The organism is Streptomyces sp. NPDC057617, from assembly GCF_042800555.1.
Classification (GTDB): Bacteria; Actinomycetota; Actinomycetes; order Streptomycetales; family Streptomycetaceae; genus Streptomyces.
The window spans coordinates 268084-289188 of record NZ_JBHVGV010000005.1 but is presented as its reverse complement, the minus strand read 5'-3'; the positions used below and the strand labels follow the sequence as shown (position 1 = coordinate 289188).

General features: G+C 70.8%; 14 protein-coding genes and 1 pseudogene. 8 read left to right on the top strand and 7 right to left on the bottom strand.

Annotated elements, in window-relative coordinates:
* Positions 1-94: 94 nt before the first annotated feature.
* Positions 95-1273, bottom strand: a complete 1179-nt coding sequence (locus tag ACFU9P_RS15185; RefSeq protein WP_384081023.1) for an Ig-like domain-containing protein — start codon at positions 1271-1273, stop codon at positions 95-97.
* Positions 1274-1710: 437 nt separating this feature from the next.
* Positions 1711-2901: an Ig-like domain-containing protein gene (locus ACFU9P_RS15180; RefSeq protein ID WP_376371649.1), complete on the bottom strand. Its 1191-nt coding sequence runs from the start codon at positions 2899-2901 to the stop codon at positions 1711-1713.
* Positions 2902-3399: 498 nt separating this feature from the next.
* Here ACFU9P_RS15180 and glgX point away from each other — a divergent pair, with 498 nt between their 5' ends.
* Entirely contained in the window at positions 3400-5649 is a 2250-nt protein-coding gene (gene glgX, locus ACFU9P_RS15175) for a glycogen debranching protein GlgX (protein ID WP_384081020.1), read from the top strand.
* 57 nt (positions 5650-5706) lie between these two features.
* Here the strand turns inward: glgX and ACFU9P_RS15170 are convergent, their stop codons facing one another.
* The 4 genes and pseudogenes from ACFU9P_RS15170 to ACFU9P_RS15155 form a co-directional block, all read right to left on the bottom strand.
* A complete protein-coding gene (locus tag ACFU9P_RS15170; RefSeq protein ID WP_384080569.1) occupies positions 5707-6351 on the bottom strand; it encodes a response regulator in 645 nt (214 codons plus the stop codon).
* A complete protein-coding gene (locus ACFU9P_RS15165) occupies positions 6344-7648 on the bottom strand; it encodes a sensor histidine kinase (protein WP_384080566.1) in 1305 nt (434 codons plus the stop codon). Before ACFU9P_RS15165 ends, ACFU9P_RS15170 begins: the two co-directional genes overlap by 8 nt.
* A 64-nt stretch (positions 7649-7712) precedes the next feature.
* A complete protein-coding gene (locus ACFU9P_RS15160) occupies positions 7713-8456 on the bottom strand; it encodes an ABC transporter permease (protein WP_384080563.1) in 744 nt (247 codons plus the stop codon).
* Positions 8457-8610: 154 nt separating this feature from the next.
* Positions 8611-9507, bottom strand: a pseudogene (locus ACFU9P_RS15155) (ABC transporter ATP-binding protein); the annotation flags it as partial.
* Positions 9508-9668: 161 nt separating this feature from the next.
* Here ACFU9P_RS15155 and ACFU9P_RS15150 point away from each other — a divergent pair.
* From ACFU9P_RS15150 to ACFU9P_RS15120, 7 genes are all read left to right on the top strand, one after another.
* Complete coding sequence (locus ACFU9P_RS15150) at positions 9669-11570, top strand: ABC transporter ATP-binding protein (RefSeq protein ID WP_384080560.1); 1902 nt, start codon at positions 9669-9671, stop codon at positions 11568-11570.
* A complete protein-coding gene (locus ACFU9P_RS15145) occupies positions 11567-13525 on the top strand; it encodes an ABC transporter ATP-binding protein (protein ID WP_384080558.1) in 1959 nt (652 codons plus the stop codon). Before ACFU9P_RS15150 ends, ACFU9P_RS15145 begins: the two co-directional genes overlap by 4 nt.
* A 187-nt stretch (positions 13526-13712) precedes the next feature.
* A complete protein-coding gene (locus tag ACFU9P_RS15140) occupies positions 13713-14576 on the top strand; it encodes an oxaloacetate decarboxylase (RefSeq protein WP_376371669.1) in 864 nt (287 codons plus the stop codon).
* A gap of 14 nt (positions 14577-14590) precedes the next feature.
* On the top strand, positions 14591-15088 hold the full coding sequence (locus ACFU9P_RS15135) for a hypothetical protein (protein ID WP_384080554.1): 498 nt from the start codon (positions 14591-14593) through the stop codon (positions 15086-15088).
* Positions 15089-15098: 10 nt separating this feature from the next.
* Positions 15099-16169: a bile acid:sodium symporter family protein gene (locus tag ACFU9P_RS15130; protein WP_384081017.1), complete on the top strand. Its 1071-nt coding sequence runs from the start codon at positions 15099-15101 to the stop codon at positions 16167-16169.
* 336 nt (positions 16170-16505) lie between these two features.
* Positions 16506-18512, top strand: coding sequence for a M4 family metallopeptidase (locus ACFU9P_RS15125; RefSeq protein WP_384080551.1), 2007 nt, complete (start codon positions 16506-16508; stop codon positions 18510-18512).
* Positions 18513-18609: 97 nt separating this feature from the next.
* A complete protein-coding gene (locus tag ACFU9P_RS15120; protein ID WP_384080548.1) occupies positions 18610-19620 on the top strand; it encodes a threonine/serine dehydratase in 1011 nt (336 codons plus the stop codon).
* Between the two features lie 88 nt (positions 19621-19708).
* Here ACFU9P_RS15120 and ACFU9P_RS15115 read toward each other — a convergent pair whose 3' ends face one another.
* Positions 19709-20959, bottom strand: coding sequence for an alginate lyase family protein (locus ACFU9P_RS15115; RefSeq protein WP_384080545.1), 1251 nt, complete (start codon positions 20957-20959; stop codon positions 19709-19711).
* Between the last annotated feature and the right edge of the window lie 146 nt (positions 20960-21105).

Here is a 21105-nt window from a genome sequence, read left to right as displayed (position 1 = left end):
AGGACGCAGGTTAACCGGCGCTAACGACAACGGACCCGGCGCACTGTCACCGTGCGCGGGTCCGTGGCCGTATCAGCCCGGTGGAGGGCCGCCGCTACTTGACCCACTCGTCCCAGGGCATGTTCCAGCCGTTCAGGCCGTTGTCCGGGGCGATCTGCTTGTCCTTGGAGTTCTTGACGACGACCACGTCGCCGATGAGCGAGTTCTTGTAGAACCACGCCGACGGGGTGCCGTTGTTCCCGCCGCCCCGGATGTCCCGCAGCCCGACGCAGCCATGGCTCACATTGGCCGAGCCGAAGGTGGACCGGGACGCCCAGTAGTTGCCGTGGACGAAGGTGCCCGAGGTGGACAGGCGCATCGCGTGCGGCACGTCCTTGATGTCGTACTCGCCGCCGAAGCCGACCGTCGCGCCGTTCATCCGGGTCACCTCGTACTTCTCGCTGATGACCATCTGCCCGTTGTACGTGGTGGTCGACGGGGCGCCCGCGGTGATCGGGATCTTCCTGATCTGCTTGCCGTCCCGTACGACCTTCATCGTCTTGGCGCGTGCGTCGACGGTGGAGACCTGGCTGCGGCCGATGGTGAACGACACGGTCTTGGCCTGCTTGCCGTACACGCCCGGGCGGCCCTCGACGCCGTCCAGGTTGAGCTCGACCGTCACCTTCGTGCCCGCGGCCCAGTACTTCTCGGGCCGGAAGTCCAGCCGGTCGTTGCCGAACCAGTGGCCCTCGACCGGTACGGGCGGGTCGGCCGTCACCGTGATGGCGTTCTCGACGGCCTCGGGCGCGGTGATGCCCCGGGTGAAGTTGATCGAGACCGGCATCCCGACGCCGACCGTCGAACCGTCCTCCGGCGTGTAGTGGCCGATGAAGGTGTTCTTCGGGACGAGGGTGGTGAAGGTGGTGTCCTTGGCGGACTCACGGCCGTCGGCGTCCTTGGCGATCGCGTGCACCTTGTACTTGGTGGCCCCGGCGAGATGCTGGAGCGGCTCCCAGGTGGCGGCGTCCGCGGACAGCTTGCCCTCGACCGGATTGCCCTTGTCGTCCTGGACGGTGACGGTGGTCAGTTTGCCCTTGGCCGCGGAGACCTTGAGGGCGCCGGTGGTCGCGACGCCCTTGGCGCTGTCCTTCGGCGCGATGGTCACGACCGCGACGGAGGCGGCGTTCCGCACCTTCGCCGCGTCCTTGCCGCCGTTCTTGTCCCCGCCGTCCTTGCCGGAGGCCCCGCCCCCGCCGCCGCACGCGGTGACCACGAGGAGGAGCGCGCCCAGCATCAGGGCCAGCGGCCCCGTTCCCCCATGTCCCCGCCGCTTGCCCGGTATCGGCAGCTCGTTCACTCTGGTCGTCTCCCCTCGCACGGCCCAGGCCGTGTCTGACAGATAGCGTCGTCCGCCCGCAGGGCGGGGCTCGCGGCGTCTGGTGCGTGCGATCGCAAGGCGGAGGATCGCCCGTGTACTGGACGTACTCGGGCGACTCCGACAACGCAGCGAGCGTGCGTGCCAGGCGTCGCGAGCCAGACGGGATCTGGCAGACACGGCCTGGCCCCGCCACGGCCCGCACCCCCGCGCGCTGAAGTGCACGCGCACGACAGATAATCACACCGCGCGCGACACGGTGAGCACACGAATGTCACCGTTCCGTCCCAACAAGTCCGGGACGGCGCAGGTCATCCGGGCTGTACGAGTAAGGGTTCTACGAGCACGGGCCGGGGTCAGTGCAGGGCCGAGCCCGCCTTCCACTGCCGCCACGTCAGATTCCAGCCGCCGAGCCCGTTGTCCGGAGCGACCGTGCGGTCCGGGGAGTTGACCACTTCCACCACATCGCCGATCAGCGTCCGGTAGAAGAACCAGCCCGCCGGGGAGTCGGCAGCGCCGCCCTTGACGTCCTGGAGCCCGACACAGCCGTGGCTCACGTTCTCCGTACCGAACGTCTCGTCCGGCGCCCAGTAGTTGCCGTGCAGGAACGTCCCGGACGTGGTCAGCCGTACCGCGTGCGGCACATCCTTGATGTCGTACTCGCCGCCGAACCCGACCGTCTCGCCGTTCATGCGCGTGACGTCGTACAGCTCGGTCGCGACCATCTTGCCGTTGTACGTCGTGGTGCCGGGCGCGCCCGCGGTGATCGGCAGGGTCGAGAGCAGCTCGCCGTCCCGCCGTACCTCCATGGTGTGCTTCCTGGCGTCGACGCGTGAGACCTGGGACCGGCCGACCGTGAAGCCCACGGTCTTGCGCTGGATGCCGAACACACCGGGGGCCGCCTGGACGTCCCTCAGGGCGATGGAGATGGTGACCTCGGTGCCGGGCGCCCAGTACGCCTCCGGCCTGAAGTCGAGGCGCCGGCCGCCGAACCAGTGGCCCACCACCTCGACCGGCGGTTCCGAGGTGACCTCGATGGCGCGCTCGACGGCGGCGCGGTCGCGGATGCGCCGGTTGAAGTCGAAGGAGACGATCATTCCGGTGCCGACGGTGGCGCCGTCCTCCGGCGAGAAGTAGCCGGTGAAGCGGTGGGTGGGGACGTCCGTCGTGAACGTACTGTGCCGGGCCGAGCGGCGGCCCCGGCGGTCCACGGCCACCGCGTCGACGCTGTACTTGGCGGCGAACTCGATCCGCGCGCCCCTTTCGGGTGTCCAGGTGCGTCCGTCCGGGGAGAGACGGCCCGGCAGCTCGGTGGGGCGGGCGTCCTCGATCCGGACGACCCTGACCCGTTCGAGCCGGCCGTCGGGCACCCGTACCTCGATCCGGTCCGCCGCGCCGACGCCCTTCTCGCCGTTCGCGGGGCTGATCAGGATGGTGTCCCTCGGCGTCCGTGGCTTGCTGTCGGCGGACCTCCCCCGGTCGGCGCACCCCGCGAGACCGGCGGCCAGCCCGGCCAGCAGTCCCGTCCATGCCAGGGTGACGGCCACGCCGACCCCTGCCCGCTTCGCCCGTTTCAGTACATGTCTCACGATCCGCCCAACGACGACCCCCCTCGGGGGGAAACGTGAGTGCGGGCCCTCTGGCGGGCACAACAGTTGCGAGGACCACGCGAGGACAGCCACGGCCGGGACGCCGCGCGCCCCGCCCCGCGGGCCCGTGAGCCGCGGGAGGCCGAACAGGTGGCAAAGGCAGCCGACCGGAAGCCGGAGCAGCAGCCGACGAAACGCGCGCGGAAGGCGGCCGCCGCGAAGCCGGAGAAAGACCGGCCCGCCCCGGGCACGAGCACGCCGGGCGCGCCGGACCGAGCGGACCGGCCGGACCGGGAGACCCGGCCTGCCCGGGACGACCGGCCGAACCGAGCGGCCAAGAAGGGCCGGCCCGCCCCGGAGGGACGCCAGGCCGGCCAGACGGCCCGCGACGACCGGTCGGGCCAGGCCGCCCAGGCCGCTCAGCCCGCCCAGGCCCGGCGCTCCGGTGCTTCTCCGTTGTACGGGGTCAATGGGCGGCGCCGGGACCCCGCGGAGCCCGTGCCCCCCGTCTGGCCCGGCGCGCCCACTCCGCTCGGTGCTCGCTTCCGTACCGGGCCCGACGGGGTTTCCGGGACCAACTTCGCGCTGTGGGCGGGCGGGGCCGATGCCGTCGAGGTCTGCCTGTTCGACGACAGCGGCACCGAGACGCGGCTGCCGCTCGGCGAGCTGACGCATGAGATCTGGCACGGGTTCGTGCCCGGGGTGCGGCCCGGCCAGCGGTACGGGTTCCGGGTGCACGGGCGGTGGGATCCGTGGACCGGCGCCCGGTGGAATCCGTCGAAGCTGCTGCTCGACCCGTACGCCCGCGCCGTCGACGCCTCCGGCGGGAACGACTACCGCCGGCTGCCTCCCGAGGTGTACGGCCATGTGCGTGACTGGCCGCAGCGGAATGTCGCCGACACCGTGCGCGACGACCGCGACTCCGCGCCGTACGTCCCCAAGGGCGTCGTCGTCCACGAGGACGCGCCCGACGACGAGTGGGCGGAGGACCGGCGGCCTAAGACGCCCTGGGCCGATTCGGTGATCTACGAACTCCATGTGCGGGGCTTCACCAAGCTCCACCCCGGCGTCCCCGAGGAGCTGCGCGGCACCTACGCAGGCCTCGCGCACCCCGCCGCGATCGCGCATCTGCGGCGGCTGGGCGTGACGGCCGTCGAGCTGCTGCCCGTACACCAGTTCGCACACGAGGAGCATCTGCTGCGGCGCGGGCTGCACAACTACTGGGGCTACAACTCCATCGGCTACTTCGCCCCGCACGCCGCCTACGCCTCGGACGGCACCCGCGGCGAACAGGTCGGCGAGTTCAAGCGGATGGTACGGGCCCTGCACGCGGCCGGGATCGAGGTCATCCTCGACGTGGTCTACAACCACACCGCCGAGGCCGGCGAGCTGGGTCCCACCCTCTCCCTGCGCGGGATCGACAACCGCGGCTACTACCGGCTCCCCTCCGACGCCCGCCGCTACACCGACTACACGGGCTGCGGCAACACCCTCCATGTGGTCCAGCCCCATGTGCTGCGGCTGATCACCGACTCGCTGCGCTACTGGGTCACGGAGATGGGCGTCGACGGATTCCGGTTCGACCTCGCGGCGGCCCTGGCGCGCTCGATGCACGACGTCGACATGCTGTCGCCGTTCCTCGCGGTGATCGCCCAGGACCCCGTGCTGCGCCGGGTGAAGCTGATTGCCGAGCCGTGGGACGTCGGCAACGGCGGCTATCAGGTGGGGGCGTTCCCTCCGTTGTGGACGGAGTGGAACGACCGGTACCGCGACGCCGTACGGGACTTCTGGCGCGGCGCCCTGCCCGATGTACGGGATCTCGGCTACCGGCTCTCCGGGTCGAGCGACCTGTACGCGTGGGGCGGCCGGCGGCCGTACGCCTCCGTCAACTACCTGACCGCGCACGACGGTTTCACCCTGCGCGACCTGGTGTCGTACGAGCGGAAGCACAACGAGGCCAACGGCGAGGGCAACCGGGACGGCACGAACGACAACCGGTCCTGGAACTGCGGGGTCGAGGGCGGGACCGACGACCCCGCGGTCAACGCCCTGCGCCGCCGTCAGCTCCGCAATCTGCTGACCACGCTGCTGGTGTCGACCGGGGTGCCGATGCTCGTCGCGGGCGACGAGATGGGCCGTACGCAGGGCGGCAACAACAACGCGTACTGCCAGGACAGCGAGGTGAGCTGGGTCGACTGGTCACTGCTGGACCCGCCGGGTGCACAAGCGGATGAGCGGGCGGCCGACCCGTACGGAGCACGCGGTCTGTACGAGCTGACCACCCGGCTGCTCGCCCTGCGCCGCGCCCATCCCGTCCTGCGCCGCCGTGCCTTCTTCTCCGGTCTGCCCCAAGCGCCGGACGGGCTGCGGGACCTGGCCTGGTTCACCCGGCGCGGCAAGGAGATGACCGAGGAGGACTGGTACGCGCCGGCCTCGACGCTCGGGCTCTTCCTCTCCGGGCGGGACATCCCCGGGCGGAACGAGCGCGGCGAGAAGATCACGGACGACAGCTTTCTGACGGTCCTGCACGCGGCGGGCGCACCGGCCGGCTTCACCCTGCCGGGACCGCCCTGGGCACGGACGTACGAACTGCTCGTCGACACCGCGCGCGAGGACCAGACACGGGCGCCGGGGACGGTCTACCGGGCGGGCGCGACGGTGACGGCCCCGGCGCGCTCCGTCCTGCTGTTCAGAGTGCGGACCTGAGCCGGTACGGGCACGAGGACCCGCGGACCTGAGGCGTACGGGCATGACGCGCCCCGGTCAGCCGAGGATGCCCCGGTCGTACCCCACCGCGACCGCCGCCGCCCGGTCCTTGACGCCCAACTTGGCGTAGAGGTGCGTGAGATGTGTCTTCACGGTCGCCTCGCTGATGAACAGCTCGGCGGCGATCTCCTTGTTCGGGGTGCCCCGTGCGACCAGTTCGAGCACCTCGCGCTCGCGCGCCGACAGCGGCTCCCGGCCCGCCGCGGCCGGGGTCCGTACCCGCGAGACCAGCCGGGAGGCGACGGCCGGCGAGAGGACCGTACGCCCGTCGGCGGCGGCCCGTACCGCCGTGAACAACTCCTCGCGGGGCGCGTCCTTCAGCAGATAGCCGGTGGCGCCCGCCTCGATCGCGGGAAGGGTGTCGGAGTCCGTGTCGTAGGTGGTGAGGACGAGGACCTTGGCACGGGCGCCGCGGCGCGTGAGTTCGGCGATCGCGTCGACCCCGCCGCCGCCCGGCATCCGCAGGTCCATCAGCACCACATCGGGGTCGAGCCGGGCGGCGAGCGCGACACCCTCGACGCCGTTCGACGCCTCGCCGAGGACCTCGAAGCCGGGCGCGGACTCGAACATGCCTCGCAGGCCGTCCCGTACGACGGGGTGGTCGTCGACGACGATCAGGGTGATGGTCCGCTGCTCAGCCATGGCGGACCAACGGTACGCGAGCCGAGACGGCCGTGCCCTGTCCCTCCTCGGACTCGACGGTGACGGTCCCGGCGATCCGCTCGGCGCGGGCGCGCATACCGTCCAGGCCGAAGCCGCCCGTACCGGAGCGCGGTGGCACGGAGAGCGGGTCGAAGCCGCGCCCGTCGTCCCGTACGTCGAGGCTGATCTCGTCGCCCATGTACGAGAGGGTCACGCCCGCGCGGGTGGCCTTCGCGTGCCGCTCGGTGTTGGCGAGCGCCTCCTGCGCGATACGGAGCAGGGTCGCCGCGACCTCGTCGTGCAGGGGCTCCTCCGTACCGGTGACGGTGAACCGCGCCCGGACGCCGGACCGTTCCGCCCAGGCCGCGACGGTCTTGCCGAGCGCCTCGGGGAGCGTGTCGTCCTCCAGCTCGGCCGGGCTGAGGTTCTGTACGGAGCGGCGCGCCTCGCCGAGGCTGTGCCGGGCGAGCGCGGCGGCACGCTCCAGGTGGTCGCGGGCCAGCGCGGGATCGGTGGTGGCGTGCACGACCTGGAGCTGGGCGATGATCCCGGCGAGGCCCTGTGCGATGGTGTCGTGGATCTCGGCGGCGAGCCGGCGGCGCTCGTCGGCGACCCCGGCCTCCCTGGCCTGTACGAGGAGCTGGGCGTGGAGGCCCGCGTTCTCGGCGAGTGCCTGCTCCAGCCGGGCGTTGGCCAGCTCCAGTTCGGCGATGGTCTCGGCCTTCTCCTTGGCCGCCTCGGCCTCGCGGGTGCCGAGATGGGCGAAGACGAGGGTGAGGCAGGCGTGCAGACCGAAGAGCCCGGCGAAGAGGATCCAGTGGACGGGGCTGACGGGTGGCAGTCCGCCCGCGTTGGAGCCCGCCATGGTCACGGCGGTGATCAGCAGTCCGAGGCGGACCAGGCGCCTGGGCAGGAGAGGGGCGGCGTCGAAGTAGCCGAGGACCGCGTAGACCGCGAAGAGCGGGTTGAGCCAGGTGAGGGTGAACGCGAGGGCGGTGCGCAGGCCGTAGTAGACCTGGCCGGGCAGCGAGTGCTCGGGCAGCCCCTGCCGTATCCGGCCCCACCAGAGCTGGAGGACGACGGCCATCGGGACGAGCGCCGCCGCCACATACATCTCGGTGCGGCTCATGGGGAGATCGGCGGCGACGGCGCCGCCGATCAGGGTGGAGAGGCCGAGCAGGACATAGGGGCCCCAGCGGTAGAACTGCTCCCAGCGCTCCTCTATGGAGACCGGCCGGCCGGAGGCGCCGTACGGTCCCGGGCCGCTCGTCCAGGCGCGGCCCGTCACTTCGCGCATCGCTCTCCCCCTCCCCCGCTCCTGTGGCCCCCGCGCCTCGCTGGTTTCACTGCCCTGACTGCCCTCACTGCCAGCGGAACCAGCGTGCCGCGGCCCCGGTGAGAAGAACAGCCCAGAGCGCGGTCACCCCGAGGTGCGCCCAGCCGGGCCAGTCCCCGCGCATCGCCTGGTCGAGTGCCGCGGAGGCGGCGCCGAAGGGCGTGAACTCCACGACGGTCCGCAGGGTGTCGGGCATCACCTGTACGGGCACCCAGACGCCGGCCGTGAACATCGCGGGGAAGAACACGGCCGAGCCGATGGCCCCGGCGATCTTCTGCGTACGGGACAGCGCGCAGACCGTGGCGCCCAGCGCCAGCGCGCCCGCCGCGGTGAGGACGAGTGCGACCACGTAGCCGGCGGGCTGCTCCGGCAGCCGTACGCCGAAGGCCAGCCGCCCCACGACGATCACCAGCACCGCCGAGGAGAGCGCGGTCAGGCCGTGCAGGACGAGCTGGGCGGTGAGCAGGGAGGCGGGCCGTACCGGAGTGGTGGACATCCGGCGCAGAATGCCCCGCTCGCGATAGCCCGTCAGCACGGGCGGCATGGCCTGGATCCCGGCCATGATCAGCGCGAGCAGTACGGAGACCGGCACATAGAGGTCGATGACCCGGCGCCCGCCGAGCCCCGGGTCGGTCTCGCGGAAGGTGGGGATCAGCCCGAGGATCGTGAGGAGGAGAGACGGGAACAGCACGACCCAGAAGAGGATTCCGGGTTCGCGGGCCATCAGGCGCGCCTCGGTCCTGAGGACGGCGGTGGACGCGGAGGACATGTCAGAGCCTCTCTTCGGGGCGGTCGGCGGGGGTGTACGAAACGACGGGGGCGGATCCGGTGTCGGGCGCCGCTCCGGCGGTGGGTCCGGGGACGGCTCCGGCCGTGGCGCCTGCCGTGGCGCCTGCCGTGACTTCCGCTGTGGCGTCTGCTGTGGCTTCCGCTGTGAGATCGAGGAACGCGTCGTCCAGCGAGGCCTCGGTGACCCGGAGCTGGCGGGCCGTGACCCGGTGCCGCGCGAGCAGGGAGATCACCGCGTTGACGGTCTCGTCCGTACCGTTGATCACGATCCGGTCCCCGAGGGTCTCGATGGACGCGGTCCCCGGCAGCGCGGCCAGTTCGCGGTCGTCGAGCGGGCGCGAGGGCGTGAAGGAGATGACGGTGGAGGCCGTCGACCGGGCGATCAGCCCGCCCGGTGAGTCGAGTGCCGCGACCCGGCCCTTGTCGATCACGGCGATCCGGTCGCAGAGCCGCTGGGCCTCCTCCATGAAGTGGGTGACGAGCAGCACGGTCACCCCGGAGTCCCGGATCTCCTCGATCAGGCTCCAGGTGTCCCGGCGGGCCCGCGGGTCGAGACCGGTGGTCAGTTCGTCGAGTACGACCACGCGCGGGGCACCGATCAGGGCGAGCGCGATGAACAGCCGCTGCTTCTGGCCGCCGGAGAGCTTCGCGAACCGTGTGGTCAGCTTGGGGGTGAGCCCCAGGCGCTCGGCGAGCGGTCGCCAGTCGGCCGGCCTGGGATAGAACGCCGCGTACAGCTCCAGCGCCTCCCGTACGGTCAGCTTCGCCTGGAGTTCACTCTCCTGGAGCTGCGCGCCGAGGACGCGCGTCACCTGCTCGTGGTCGGCGACTGGATCGAGGCCGGCCACCCGGACCGTACCGGCGTCGGGGGTTCTGAGACCCTCGACACATTCGACGGTTGTCGTCTTGCCCGCGCCGTTGGGGCCGAGGATCCCGAAGATCTCCCCCTCGGCCACGGCGAAGGACACCCCGTCCACGACGGCCCGGCCCCCGTACTCCTTGCGCAGTCCGCTCACTTCGATAATCGCCATGCCCCGAGCGTCGCCTCCGGGGCGGGCTCCGGGCATCGGCCATCACGCTCGAAAGGCCATCAGCCATTCGGTTGATGCGGACATACGACAGACGGAGCGCACACTCGACTGGCGGAAAAACACATGAGCGATGTCAGTGGTCAACCGTAGGCTCGCTCGTGATGTCCGAGACAGATGCAACCACCAAGGACCGGTCCTCCGTGCGCTCGTTGCTGCGGCTGTGGCCCTATGTACGACCGGTGCGCGCGCGGCTGTTGAGTGCGGCTTTTGTCGCGATAGTCGCGTCGTGCCTGAGTCTGGTGTTCCCGCTCGTCCTCAAGTGGATGGTGGACGGGCCGGTCACCGACGGGGACCCGGGGGGCGTATGGCTGGGCGCGCTGGCGCTGCTGCTGCTCGGGATCGTGGAGGCGGTGCTGTTCGGTTTCCGGCGCTGGCTGGTGGCCCGGCCGCTGTCGTCGGTGGAGGCGGCGATGCGCGCCGATCTCTACCGCCATCTCCAGCGGCTCCCGGTCGCCTTCCACGACCGGTGGCCGTCCGGCCAGTTGCTCTCGCGGGCGACGACCGACCTGATGCTGCTGCGGATGTTCCTCGCCTTCCCGCTGACCTTTCTGCTCGTCAATACGACGACGATCCTGGCGGGCTTTGTGATTCTGCTGCTCCAGGACTGGTCGCTGGGGGTGGTACTGCTGGCGCCGGTGGTGCCGCTGGTCATCCTCTGCTCGCTGTTCGAGTCGAAGTACTCCCTGGTGGCACGGCAGGCACAGGACCAGGTCGGCGATCTGACGACGGTGGTCGAGGAGGGCGTGCTCGGCATCCGGATCATCAAGGGCTTCGGGCGCCACCGCAGCCAGGCCGTCGCCTTCCGGGCGCTGGCGCAGCGGCTGCGCACCACGGAGCTGGGCAAGGCGCGGCTGCTGGCGGGCATCTGGGCGCTGATCATGACCATTCCGGAGCTGGCGATCGGCGCGGCGCTGGTGCTGGGCACGGTCCAGGTCGCGGACGGCGCGCTCTCGGCGGGCACGCTGGTGGCGTTCCTGTCGACGGCGCTGGCGCTGCGGTGGCCGGTGGAGTCGATGGGGTTCCTGCTGGCGATGAGCCAGGAGTCGGCGACGGCGACCGAGCGGTTCTTCGAGGTGATGGACGTCCAGGAGGAGGCGGAGCCGTCGCCCGGACAGGCCGCAGAAGCCGGTCTTCCTGAGGGCGGTCTCCCGGAGGGCGGTCCCTCGGAGGCCGGTCTCCCTGAGGGCGGTCTCCCGGAGGCCGGGGGCGGGCTGCGCTTCGAGGGGGTCTCGTTCCGCTATCCGGACGCCGGGCCGGACTCCCCGCCCGTACTGGACCGTATCGATCTGCACATCAGACCCGGCGAGACCATGGCCCTGGTCGGGGCCACCGGGTCCGGCAAGACCACGCTCACCGCGCTCGTACCGCGGCTGCACGAGGTGACCTCCGGGCGGATCACGCTGGACGGCGAGGACATCGCGCTGATACCGCGCCCGCGGCTGCGGGAGCTGGTGTCGGTGGCCTTCGAGGAGCCCACGCTGTTCTCGGCGAGCGTCGCGGAGAACGTGCTGATGGGCGCGGAGGACGCCGGTGAGGAGGCGCTGTCGCGGGCGCTGGAGGTGGCCCAGGCGGGCTTTGTCGGCGATCTGCCCCACGGTGCGCGTACGGAGGTGGGCGAGCAGGGGCTCAGCCTCTCGGGCGGCCAGCGGCAGCGGCTCGCGCTGGCCAGGGCGGTGGTCGGCCGGCCGCGCTTCCTGGTGCTCGACGATCCGCTCTCCGCGCTGGACGTCCATACGGAGGCGCTGGTGGAGGGGGCGCTGCGGCAGGTGCTCAAGGACACCACCGCGCTGGTCGTGGCCCACCGCCCGTCGACGGTGATGCTCGCCGACCGGGTGGCGCTGATCTCGCACGGGCGGATCGCGGCCGTGGGGACCCATCAGGAACTGCTGCGGGGCAGCGAGGAGTACGCGTGGCTTATGTCCGGGGCGGAGCGGGACACGGAGCCCGCGGCCGTCACGGGCACCGAGGCCGGGGCCGACGTCGTTGAGGAGAGCGTCCGATGACCACATCGACCAGCACCATGGGTACGGGCCCGGCCCCCGACGACGGACCGGCCACGGATACGGGCACGGGCACGGGCACGGGTACGGGTACGGGTACGGAGACAGTCACGCTCCAGAAGGCGCCCGCGACTGTCGAGCAGGAACCGGCGCCCCTCGCTCCCGCCGACGACCCGTTCGGCCGGGACGCGTTGCCCGCACCGCCCGGCGCCACCGGCGCTCTGCTGCGGTCGCTGCTGCGCGCCCGGCGTACGAGGGTCGCGGTGGCCGCGCTGCTCCTGCTGCTCCAGCAGGCCGCCGCCCAGGCGGGCCCGCTCCTCGTGGCGTACGCCATCGACCGCGGCGTACCCGCCTTCCGGACCGGCGACCACGGTCCGCTGATCGCGATCGGTGCCGGGTACGCGCTCTGCGCGGCCGGCTCCGGCGGCTTCCAGTACGCCTTCATCCGCGCCTCCGCCCGTGTCAACCAGGACGTCCTGCTCGATCTGCGCGGCCGTATATTCCGCCATGCCCAGGCGCTGAGCGTGGACTTCCACGAGCGGTACACCTCGGGGCGGCTGATCTCGCGGTCGACCACCGATGTGGAGTCGCTGCGGGAGCTGCTCAGCGAGGGCCTCCAGGAACTCATAGGCGTGGTGCTGGCCTTCGTCTACATCAGCGCGATGCTGCTCTGGCTGGACCTGGGCCTCGGCGCGCTGGCCGTGCTCTCGTTCGTACCGCTCTATCTGCTCGTACGGCTCTACCAGCGGCGCGCGGCCGAGGTCTTCGGCCGGCGCTCCACCGCGATAGCCGCCGTCATCGTGAAGTTCGCGGAGACGATGAACGGCATCAGGCCGGTGCAGGCGTTCCGCCGCGAGCGGGCCAACGACGCGGAGTTCCGGGTGCTCAACCACCGCCATGAGCGCAGCAACGGCGATGCCCTGCTGGAGATGGCCCGCTATGTGATCGGCTCGCGCCTCGTCGCCAACACCACCGTCGCGGGCATCGTGCTCTGGGGCGCCTACCGGGTGGCGGGCGGCACGCTGGCACTCGGTGTGCTGGCCGCGGCCGTGCTGTATCTGCGACGGCTGTACGACCCGATCGACCGGCTCGGCATGTTCCTCAACTCGTACCAGTCCGCGGCCGCTTCGCTGGAGAAGATCGCGGGGCTGCTGGCCCAGACGCCCTCGGTGCCCGAGGCGGCACGCCCCCGGCCGCTGCCCGCCCTGACCGGCGGGTTCCCGGGCCGCGAGGTCGTCTTCGACGGGGTGAGCTTCGCGTACCGTACGGGCGGCGAGGTGCTGCCCCGCTTCGATCTGACGATCCCGGCCGGACAGACGGTCGCGGTCGTGGGCTCGACGGGCGCCGGCAAGTCCACGCTCGCCAAGCTGCTGGCCCGGTTCTACGACCCGACGGACGGCCGGGTCCTGCTCGACGGTGTCGATCTGCGCGAGCTGGACACCCCCGAACTGCGGCGCGGGGTGGTGATGGTGACCCAGGAGGCGTTCCTGTTCTCCGGCACGGTCGCCGAGAACATCGCCATCGGCCGCCCCGAGGCCACCCGCGAGGAGATAGAGGAGGCCGCGCGGGCCATCGGCGCCCATGAGTTCATCAGCGGCCTGCCGGACGGCTACGACACGGACGTACGGAAGCGGGGCGGCCGGATCTCCGCCGGCCAGCGCCAGCTGGTCGCCTTCGCCCGCGCGTTGCTCGCCGACCCGGCGGTCCTGATCCTCGACGAGGCGACCAGCTCGCTGGACATCCCGGGCGAGCGGGCGGTGCAGCGCGCGATGGGCACCGTCCTGCACGGGCGTACGGCGGTGGTGATCGCTCACCGGCTGTCGACGGTCGAGATCGCGGACCGGGTGCTGGTGATGGAGCACGGCCGTGTCGTCGAGGACGGCACCCCCGCCGATCTCATCGCCGGCACGGGCCGCTTCGCCGGTCTGCACCGCGCCTGGCGCGAAAGCCTTGCCTGACAAGGGAATTCAGCACGGCATAAACGTTTCGCAGGCATTACCCATATATTAACCACTGGCTAGATTTTGCCTCTTCTGGGCCTGTACCGGTGTGTCGTTTTACGGAGTCTTGGTTTTCTGTAAATGTTTGCCCGTCACACCAGGGCCTGAACCCGTGACCGGGCGGGTTCTGAATTGAGGGAGAACCATGAGCTACGGCAATACCCTGCGAGAAGCTGTCGCGTCGGAGCGCACCACGCCTCTCATCGGTATCTATGACATGTACTCGGCATCGATCGCGGCCCAGCACTACAACGGATTCTTCGTCTCCGGCTTCGGTTTCGCCGCCTCGCATTACGGGCTGCCCGACATCGGTTTCATCGCCTGGCCCGACATGGTGGCCTTCGTGGAGCGGCTCCGGCTGGCCTTCCCGCAGCACCATCTGCTCGTGGACATCGACGACGGCTATGTGGATCCGGAGGTGGCCTGCCATGTGGTGCAGCGGCTGGAGCGCGGCGGGGCGTCCGGGGTGATCCTGGAGGACCAGAAGCGTCCTCGCAGGTGCGGGCACGCGGACGGCAAGCTGATCCTGCCGCTGGAGGAGTATCTGGCGAAGCTCGATCTGGTGCTGCGCAGCAGGGAGGATCTGCTCGTGGTGGCCCGTACGGACGCCACGGAGGAAGGGGAGATCATCCGCCGGGCCGAGGCGCTCGCGAAGTCCGGCGCGGATGTCGTTCTCGTCGACGGGGTGCGCAGTGTGGAGTGGATTCGTAAGATCCGCTCGGTCGTCGGCGACACACCGCTTCTCTTCAACCAGATCGCGGGCGGGAAATCGCCGCGGCTCTCCCTCTCGGAACTCACGGAACTCGGCGTCGATGTCGCCATCTACAGCACTCCGTGCCTTTTCGCCGCGCATGGCGCGATCGACGGAGCGCTGGCCGATCTGAAAATGGCCGACGGGCGGCTCCCGGACACCGCGGAGACCGGATCCATCGGGGTCAAGGGCTCCACGGAACTGCTGGAGAAGAACATCAGCAGGCATCACCGGATCCCTCAGCCGCTTTCGGTCTGAGCGCGCGTCGTCCGATGTCCGTAAAACTCTTCCGGTCCGGTTCCGGCCGGCACCGGCAGCGGAAAGCAGGACCCCTCGCGAGAGGGGCGGCCACGGCGGGCGTCGCCGTGGCCGCGGCGGCGGGTGTGCTGGGCGGCGCGGCGTCCGCCGCGACTCCGCCCACGCCCGTGACAGCCCCCCAGGACGACGACGAGGACGATTCGCCGGAGCCGCCCCAGGGCAACCGGAGCGTCGGCCTTATCGTGATCGACAACTCCTTCGCGGACTCGTGGCTGGAGATCGACCGGACGCTCAACACGCTGCTCCTCAGCCGGGGGACGGCGGGCAGCGACCACGACGGGGGCGGCGGCGCCATCGACGTACACACGGGGGACGGCTCGGGCGCCGGGGCCCCGCCGAAACCGGCCCCGGCCCCCGCGCAGGAACCCGCGTCCGAGCCGCGGCCCGCCTCCTCGGGCCACTGGATCGGCGAGATCGGCCATCCCCCGTGGCAAGGCGAAAGCGGTGAGTGACGTGGCGTCCATGACCTGGCTGAAGTCCTGGCCAGGCCGTTTGAGGAGGGCGGTCGACCTCTATGTCGTCGCCCTCCTCGGCACGGTGGTCCTGGCGGCCCTGCTGCCCGCGACGGGCCGGGCGGCAACGGTCGTCGGCAGCGGCGCCGATGCCGCCATCGGCCTGCTCTTCTTCCTGTACGGGGCGCGGCTCTCCACCCGGGAGGCGCTGGACGGGCTGCGGCAGTGGAAGCTGCATCTCGTGGTGGGGGCGAGCACCTTCGTGCTCTTCCCGGTGCTCGGTCTCGCCGTCGGCAGCCTCGTACCGTACCTGCTCAGCGAGCAGCTCTACGCGGGGCTGCTCTTCCTCTGCGTCGTCCCCTCGACGGTCCAGTCGTCGATCGCGCTTACCTCCACCGCGCGGGGCAATGTGCCGGCGGCCATCTGCGCCGGAACGTACTCAAGCCTGGCCGGGATGGTCGCCACCCCGCTGCTCGCGGCCTGGCTGATCGGTTCGAGCGTGAGCTTCTCGCTCCACGGTCTGCTCGCGATCGTCACCGAGCTGCTCCTGCCGTTCCTCGCCGGGCAGTTGCTGCGCCGGTGGATCGGCGGCTTCATCGGGCGGCACAAGAAGCGCATCGGTCTGCTGGACCGGTTCTCCATCCTGCTCGTGGTCTACACGGCGTTCAGCAAGGGCATGGAGGAGGGCATCTGGCGGCAGATGACACCGGTCCGGCTGCTCGCCCTGCTGGTGCTGGCGGCGAGCCTGCTGGCGGTCGCCCTGGCGACGACCTCGTTCGCCGCGCGGAAGCTGGGGTTCGGCCGGGAGGACCGGATCACCATCGTCTTCTGCGGCTCCAACAAGAGCCTGGCGACAGGGCTGCCGATGGCGGCGGTGCTGTTCGGGTCCTCGGCGGGGCTGGTGATCCTGCCGCTGATGCTGTTCCATCAGCTCCAGTTGATGGTGTGCGCGGTGATCGCGGGCCGGTGGTCGCGCGAGCCGGTGACGGCGAGCGCCGCTCCGCCGCCGCTCGTTCCCGTACGCGGGACGGCGCATCAGCCCTCAAACAGGCGGCAAAAATTCGGCCACGTTACGAAGTGATCCCGTCAGCGGACCGCCATGGCCCGCTCAACATCGCGTTCACAATTGGCAATCTCGCGCACAGCGCCGCCGCAGACCTCGAATCGGGCTGCGGCGGACCGCTGTTGGCACAGTGCGAACCCTCGGCGGCATCGCCACGATGATCGACGAAACGTCCGCTTAACGAACAGGGTCTGTCGGGCAGCGAACGATTTCCGGCCAACTTGTTGACGCGCTCCTGACAGTAAGCGGTCACGGCTGTCACTCTTCCCCCGTTCTCCGCACCACCTTGCTCCGCTTGCTCTGTCCGGGCTGCCCAACGAGCGGCCCGGTACCCCCCTCGCAGAAGGAGTTCGCGTGAGATCCACGCCCAGCCGCCGCGCCACCGCGACCGGCGCTCTGATAGCCGCAGCGGCCCTGCTGTCCGTAGGCCTGCAGGCCGGCACCGCCACCGCCCAGCCCGAAAGCGCACCCGCCGCACCGGTGGCCGGCAAGGCCGACCCCGGTGCGCAGCAGCGCGCCCTCTCCCCCGCGCAGCGCACCGCGCTGATCAAGGCGGCCGACGCGTCCAAGGCGGACACCGCCAAGGACCTCGGCCTCGGCGCGCAGGAGAAGCTCGTCGTCCGTGATGTCGTCCAGGACGTGGACGGCACCACGCACACCCGCTACGAGCGCACCTACCAGGGCCTCCCGGTCCTCGGCGGCGACCTCGTCGTGGCCGAGAAGGCGGGCGCGACCGAGTCCGTCACCAAGAACTCCTCGGCCGCTCTCAAGAACATCGCCACCGCCGCGGACGTCGCCCCGGCCGTCGCCGAGAAGCAGGCTCTGAGCGCCGCCGCCGCGGAGGGCTCGAAGCAGGCCGAGGCCGACCGCGCGCCGCGCAAGGTGGTCTGGATGGCGCAGGGCGCGCCGGTCCTCGCGTACGAGACGGTCGTCGGCGGGCTCCAGCACGACGGCACTCCGAACGAGCTGCACGTCGTGACCGACGCCGCCACCGGCAAGAAGCTGTACGAGTGGCAGGCCGTCAAGAACGGTGTGGGCAACACGCAGTACAGCGGCCAGGTCACGCTCGGCACCCAGCTTTCGGGGTCGACGTACAGCCTGACCGACACCGGCCGCGGCAACCACAAGACGTCCAACGCGGACACCGGCGCGCTCTACACCGGCCCGGACGACGTCTGGGGCAACGGCTCTCCCTCCAACACGGAGACCGCGGCCGCGGACGCCCACTACGGTGCGGCGGAGACCTGGGACTACTTCAAGAACGTGCACGGCCGCAGCGGTATCCGCGGTGACGGTGTCGGCGCGTCCTCCCGGGTGCACTACGGCAACGCGTACATCAACGCCTTCTGGCAGGACAGCTGCTTCTGCATGACGTACGGCGACGGTGCGGGCGACCTCAAGCCGCTGACGTCGATCGACGTCGCCGCGCACGAGATGTCGCACGGTGTCACGGCCGCCACGGCCGGCCTGATCTACAGCGGTGAGTCCGGCGGTCTGAACGAGGCCACCTCCGACATCTTCGCCGCGGCGGTCGAGTTCTACGCCAACAGCCCGCAGGACCCGGGTGACTACCTGGTCGGCGAGAAGATCGACATCAACGGCAACGGCACCCCGCTGCGCTACATGGACAAGCCGAGCAAGGACGGCGCGTCCAAGGACTACTGGTACTCCGGTATCGGCGGCGTGGACGTCCACTACTCCTCGGGCCCGGCGAACCACTTCTTCTACCTGCTCTCCGAGGGCAGCGGCGCCAAGGTCGTCAACGGCGTCTCCTACAACTCCCCGACCTCGGACGGTCTGCCGGTGACCGGCATCGGCATCGCCAAGGCCGAGAAGATCTGGTTCCGGGCGCTCTCCACCAAGTTCACCTCCTCGACCAACTACGCGGCTGCCCGCACCGGCACCCTCGCGGCCACCGCTGAGCTGTACGGCGCCACCAGCGCCGAGTACACGGCCGTCCAGAACGCCTGGGCCGGCATCGCGGTCGGTCCCCGCCCCGGTGGCGGCGGCACGGGCCAGTCGTTCGAGAGCACCACTCAGGTCGCCATCCCGGACGCCGGCGCCGCGGTGACCTCCGCGATCAACGTCACCGGTGTCACGGGCAACGCCCCGACGTCGCTCCAGGTCGACGTGAACATCACGCACACCTGGCGCGGTGACCTCGTCATCAACCTGCTCGCCCCGGACGGCACCTCGTACCGCCTCAAGGACGCGGTCGGCAGCGACTCGGCCGACAACGTCGTCGAGTCGTACTACGTGAACGCCTCGTCCGAGGTGGCCAACGGCTCCTGGCGCCTTCAGGTCCAGGATGTCGCGTCGGCGGACGTCGGCCGTATCAACAGCTGGAAGCTCACCTTCTGAGCTTCCGGACCGGGCGGTGAGACCGCCTGATCGTGGCTGAACCGGGAACCGCCCGGGGTGTTCCGACACCCCGGGCGGTTCTGCTGTGATGCGGTCCATGGAAATGAACCAGCAGGTCCGGCCGGGAGAAGCGGGCACGAACCGGCTCACGTACGACGATGTCAAGCAGGCCGGGGACCGTATCGCGGGCCGCGTGCGCCCGGTGGTCCTCGCGCCGGCCGATCCCGGCGCCACCGGTCCGGCCGACGGGTCCGCGGAGGTCTGGCTGGCGCTGGAGTTCCTCCAGCACACCGGGAGTTTCAAGGCGCGGGGCGCGCAGAACTTCCTCCGGGCCCACCGCGCCGCCGGCACCCTGCCCGGCACCGGCGTGACCATCGCCTCGGGCGGCAACGCGGGCCTCGCCTGCGCCTGGGCCGCCCGCGCCCAGTCCGTACCCGCCACGGTGTTCCTGCCCGAGAACGCCCCGCCGGTGAAGATCGCCAGGCTCCGGTCGTACGGCGCGGAGGTACGGCTCGTCGGCACCCGGTACGCCGAAGCCCTCGCCGCCTGCGAGGAGTTCGCCGCGGAGAGCGGAGCGCTGGCCTCGCACGCGTACGACCACCCGCTGATCGCCGCCGGGGCGGGCACCCTGCTGGAGGAGATCCACCGGCAGCTCCCCGGCCTCGACACGGTGGTGGTCGCGGTCGGCGGCGGAGGCCTGTTCGCGGGGGTCGCCACGGCGGCCGGGCATCATGGCGTACGGGTCGTGGCGGCGGAACCGGAGAACTGCCGGGCCCTGAACGCCGCGATCGAGGCCGGTACGGTCGTCGACGTCCCGGTCGACTCGATCGCCTCGGACTCGCTGGGCGCCTCGCGCGCCACCCCGCTCGCCCTCGCCGCCGCCCAGCAGACCGATGTCCGCTCGGTCCTGGTCCCCGACCCCGAGATCTCCCGCGCCCGCCACGCCCTGTGGACCGCCCACCGCATCCCGGTGGAACACGGCGCCGCCACCGCCCTGGCCGCCCTCACCACCCCGGGCGGCGGCTACCGCCCGGCCCCCGGCGAAAAGGTCTGCGTCGTCCTCTGCGGCGCCAACACGGACCCCGGCACCCTGGCCGAACACCGCTGAAGGGCCGCCGACGCGGCGGCGCGCCGCCCAGTGGCCCGGCTCACTGGACGGCGCGCCCCTGGGGCCACCAACTGATAAGGCTTCTCCGCTAGTTCGGGTTGCCCGCGTTCGTCAGTGTCTCCCAGGCCACGAACAGGTTGTTCGTGCCCGACGGCCGCTGCTGCTCGGTGAGGCGCTGCGTGTTCGTCATCGCGTATCCCAGCCGGGTGTTGAGGGCGTTGAAGCCGACCTCGGTGATCGGGCCGAGGCCGCGCTGCACGCTGCCGCCGCACAGGTTCGACGGTACGGGCTCGGCCTGCACCTCGTACTTGGACTGGAAGCCCAGCGCCTGCCGCAGCCGCTCGCCGACCTGCGGGAAGAGGTCCTGGCCCTGGATCCGCGCGGTCTCGTAGACATGCGAGACGGACGAGATGCCGTAGCCGGTGTGCACGAAGTCGCGGCAGGTCTCCTGGGTGAGGCCGGTCATGAAGGTGCCCTGGCCCTGCCAGTAACTGATGATCTTGTCGCGGGTGTTCAGGTTCTGGCTCGGAACGGTCTTGGGCAGATCGCCGTCGGACGCCAGATAGATGTACGCGGGCACCCGGACCAGGTACTTGCCGATCGCCTTGTCCCAGCTCGCCTTGTCGTCGAGGAAGACGGAGATGCTGACCGCCGCCTCCATCATCGTCAGCTCCCAGTTGCCGTTGGAGTTGGAGCCGTTGATGATCTCGGGCAGATAGACATTGCGCAGCATGGTGGAGAAACGGCCGGAGTTGGGCCAGTTGCCGTAGACGTGCTTGATGATCTCGGCGGCCTTGGGCCAGGACGAGCCCGCCCATCCGGTCTGGAGCGGGGCGTTGCTGTTGGTGTGGTCCTGGATGGAGTTGGACCACGCGTCCATGAGCTGGATGGACTTCTGCGCGTACCGGTCGTCGCGGTTGATGTACCAGGCCAGCGCGGTGGTGTACGCGGCGATCGCGTCCTCGCGCTCGTCCGTGCAGCCGTTGTTGGGGTTGGAGTACGAGCCGCACTCGACGACCGCGCGGGGCTTGGGCGTACGGGAGAGCGAGGCGTACTTGCTCGCCAGCATCTGGTCGTACGCGGCCTTCCAGGGCTGCGCCCCGGCCTGCACCTTGCCCCGTACGAAGTCGAGCTGGGCGGTGCTGAGGTTCACACCGGGGTGGGTGAAGCTCGCCGGAGCGGCGGCGACGGCGGGCGCGGCGGCGACAGCCGGGGCCGGCTTCGGCGCCTTCTCCGCGGAGGCGGAGGCGGGAGCCATGAAGGCCGCGGCCAGGACACCGGCGAGAGCGGCGGAGAGCCCGAGGAATCGGGGCAGTCTGGGGATGGATCCGGGGCGCATGTGGGGGTGCCTTCCGGTCAAGGGGTCGGCCCTCAACTCGATTCACTCATATGAACGTCGAGTGGAGCTGTGAACCTGTCATTGAGTCAGGAAGGTAGAACCATCACATGGACACGTCAAGGTCTGGACCAATGACCTGGGCCGCC

What these genes read in the sequence shown, in the direction of transcription:
- ACFU9P_RS15185 (WP_384081023.1), bottom strand. Translation starts at nt 1,273, where the DNA reads ATGCTGGGCGCGCTCCTCCTCGTGGTCACCGCGTGCGGCGGCGGGGGC.
- ACFU9P_RS15170 (WP_384080569.1), bottom strand. Translation starts at nt 6,351, where the DNA reads ATGGCTGAGCAGCGGACCATCACCCTGATCGTCGTCGACGACCACCCC.
- ACFU9P_RS15165 (WP_384080566.1), bottom strand. Translation starts at nt 7,648, where the DNA reads ATGCGCGAAGTGACGGGCCGCGCCTGGACGAGCGGCCCGGGACCGTAC.
- ACFU9P_RS15160 (WP_384080563.1), bottom strand. Translation starts at nt 8,456, where the DNA reads ATGTCCTCCGCGTCCACCGCCGTCCTCAGGACCGAGGCGCGCCTGATG.
- ACFU9P_RS15150 (WP_384080560.1), top strand. Translation starts at nt 9,669, where the DNA reads ATGTCCGAGACAGATGCAACCACCAAGGACCGGTCCTCCGTGCGCTCG.
- ACFU9P_RS15145 (WP_384080558.1), top strand. Translation starts at nt 11,567, where the DNA reads ATGACCACATCGACCAGCACCATGGGTACGGGCCCGGCCCCCGACGAC.
- ACFU9P_RS15140 (WP_376371669.1), top strand. Translation starts at nt 13,713, where the DNA reads ATGAGCTACGGCAATACCCTGCGAGAAGCTGTCGCGTCGGAGCGCACC.
- ACFU9P_RS15135 (WP_384080554.1), top strand. Translation starts at nt 14,591, where the DNA reads ATGTCCGTAAAACTCTTCCGGTCCGGTTCCGGCCGGCACCGGCAGCGG.
- ACFU9P_RS15130 (WP_384081017.1), top strand. Translation starts at nt 15,099, where the DNA reads ATGACCTGGCTGAAGTCCTGGCCAGGCCGTTTGAGGAGGGCGGTCGAC.
- ACFU9P_RS15120 (WP_384080548.1), top strand. Translation starts at nt 18,610, where the DNA reads ATGGAAATGAACCAGCAGGTCCGGCCGGGAGAAGCGGGCACGAACCGG.
- ACFU9P_RS15115 (WP_384080545.1), bottom strand. Translation starts at nt 20,959, where the DNA reads ATGCGCCCCGGATCCATCCCCAGACTGCCCCGATTCCTCGGGCTCTCC.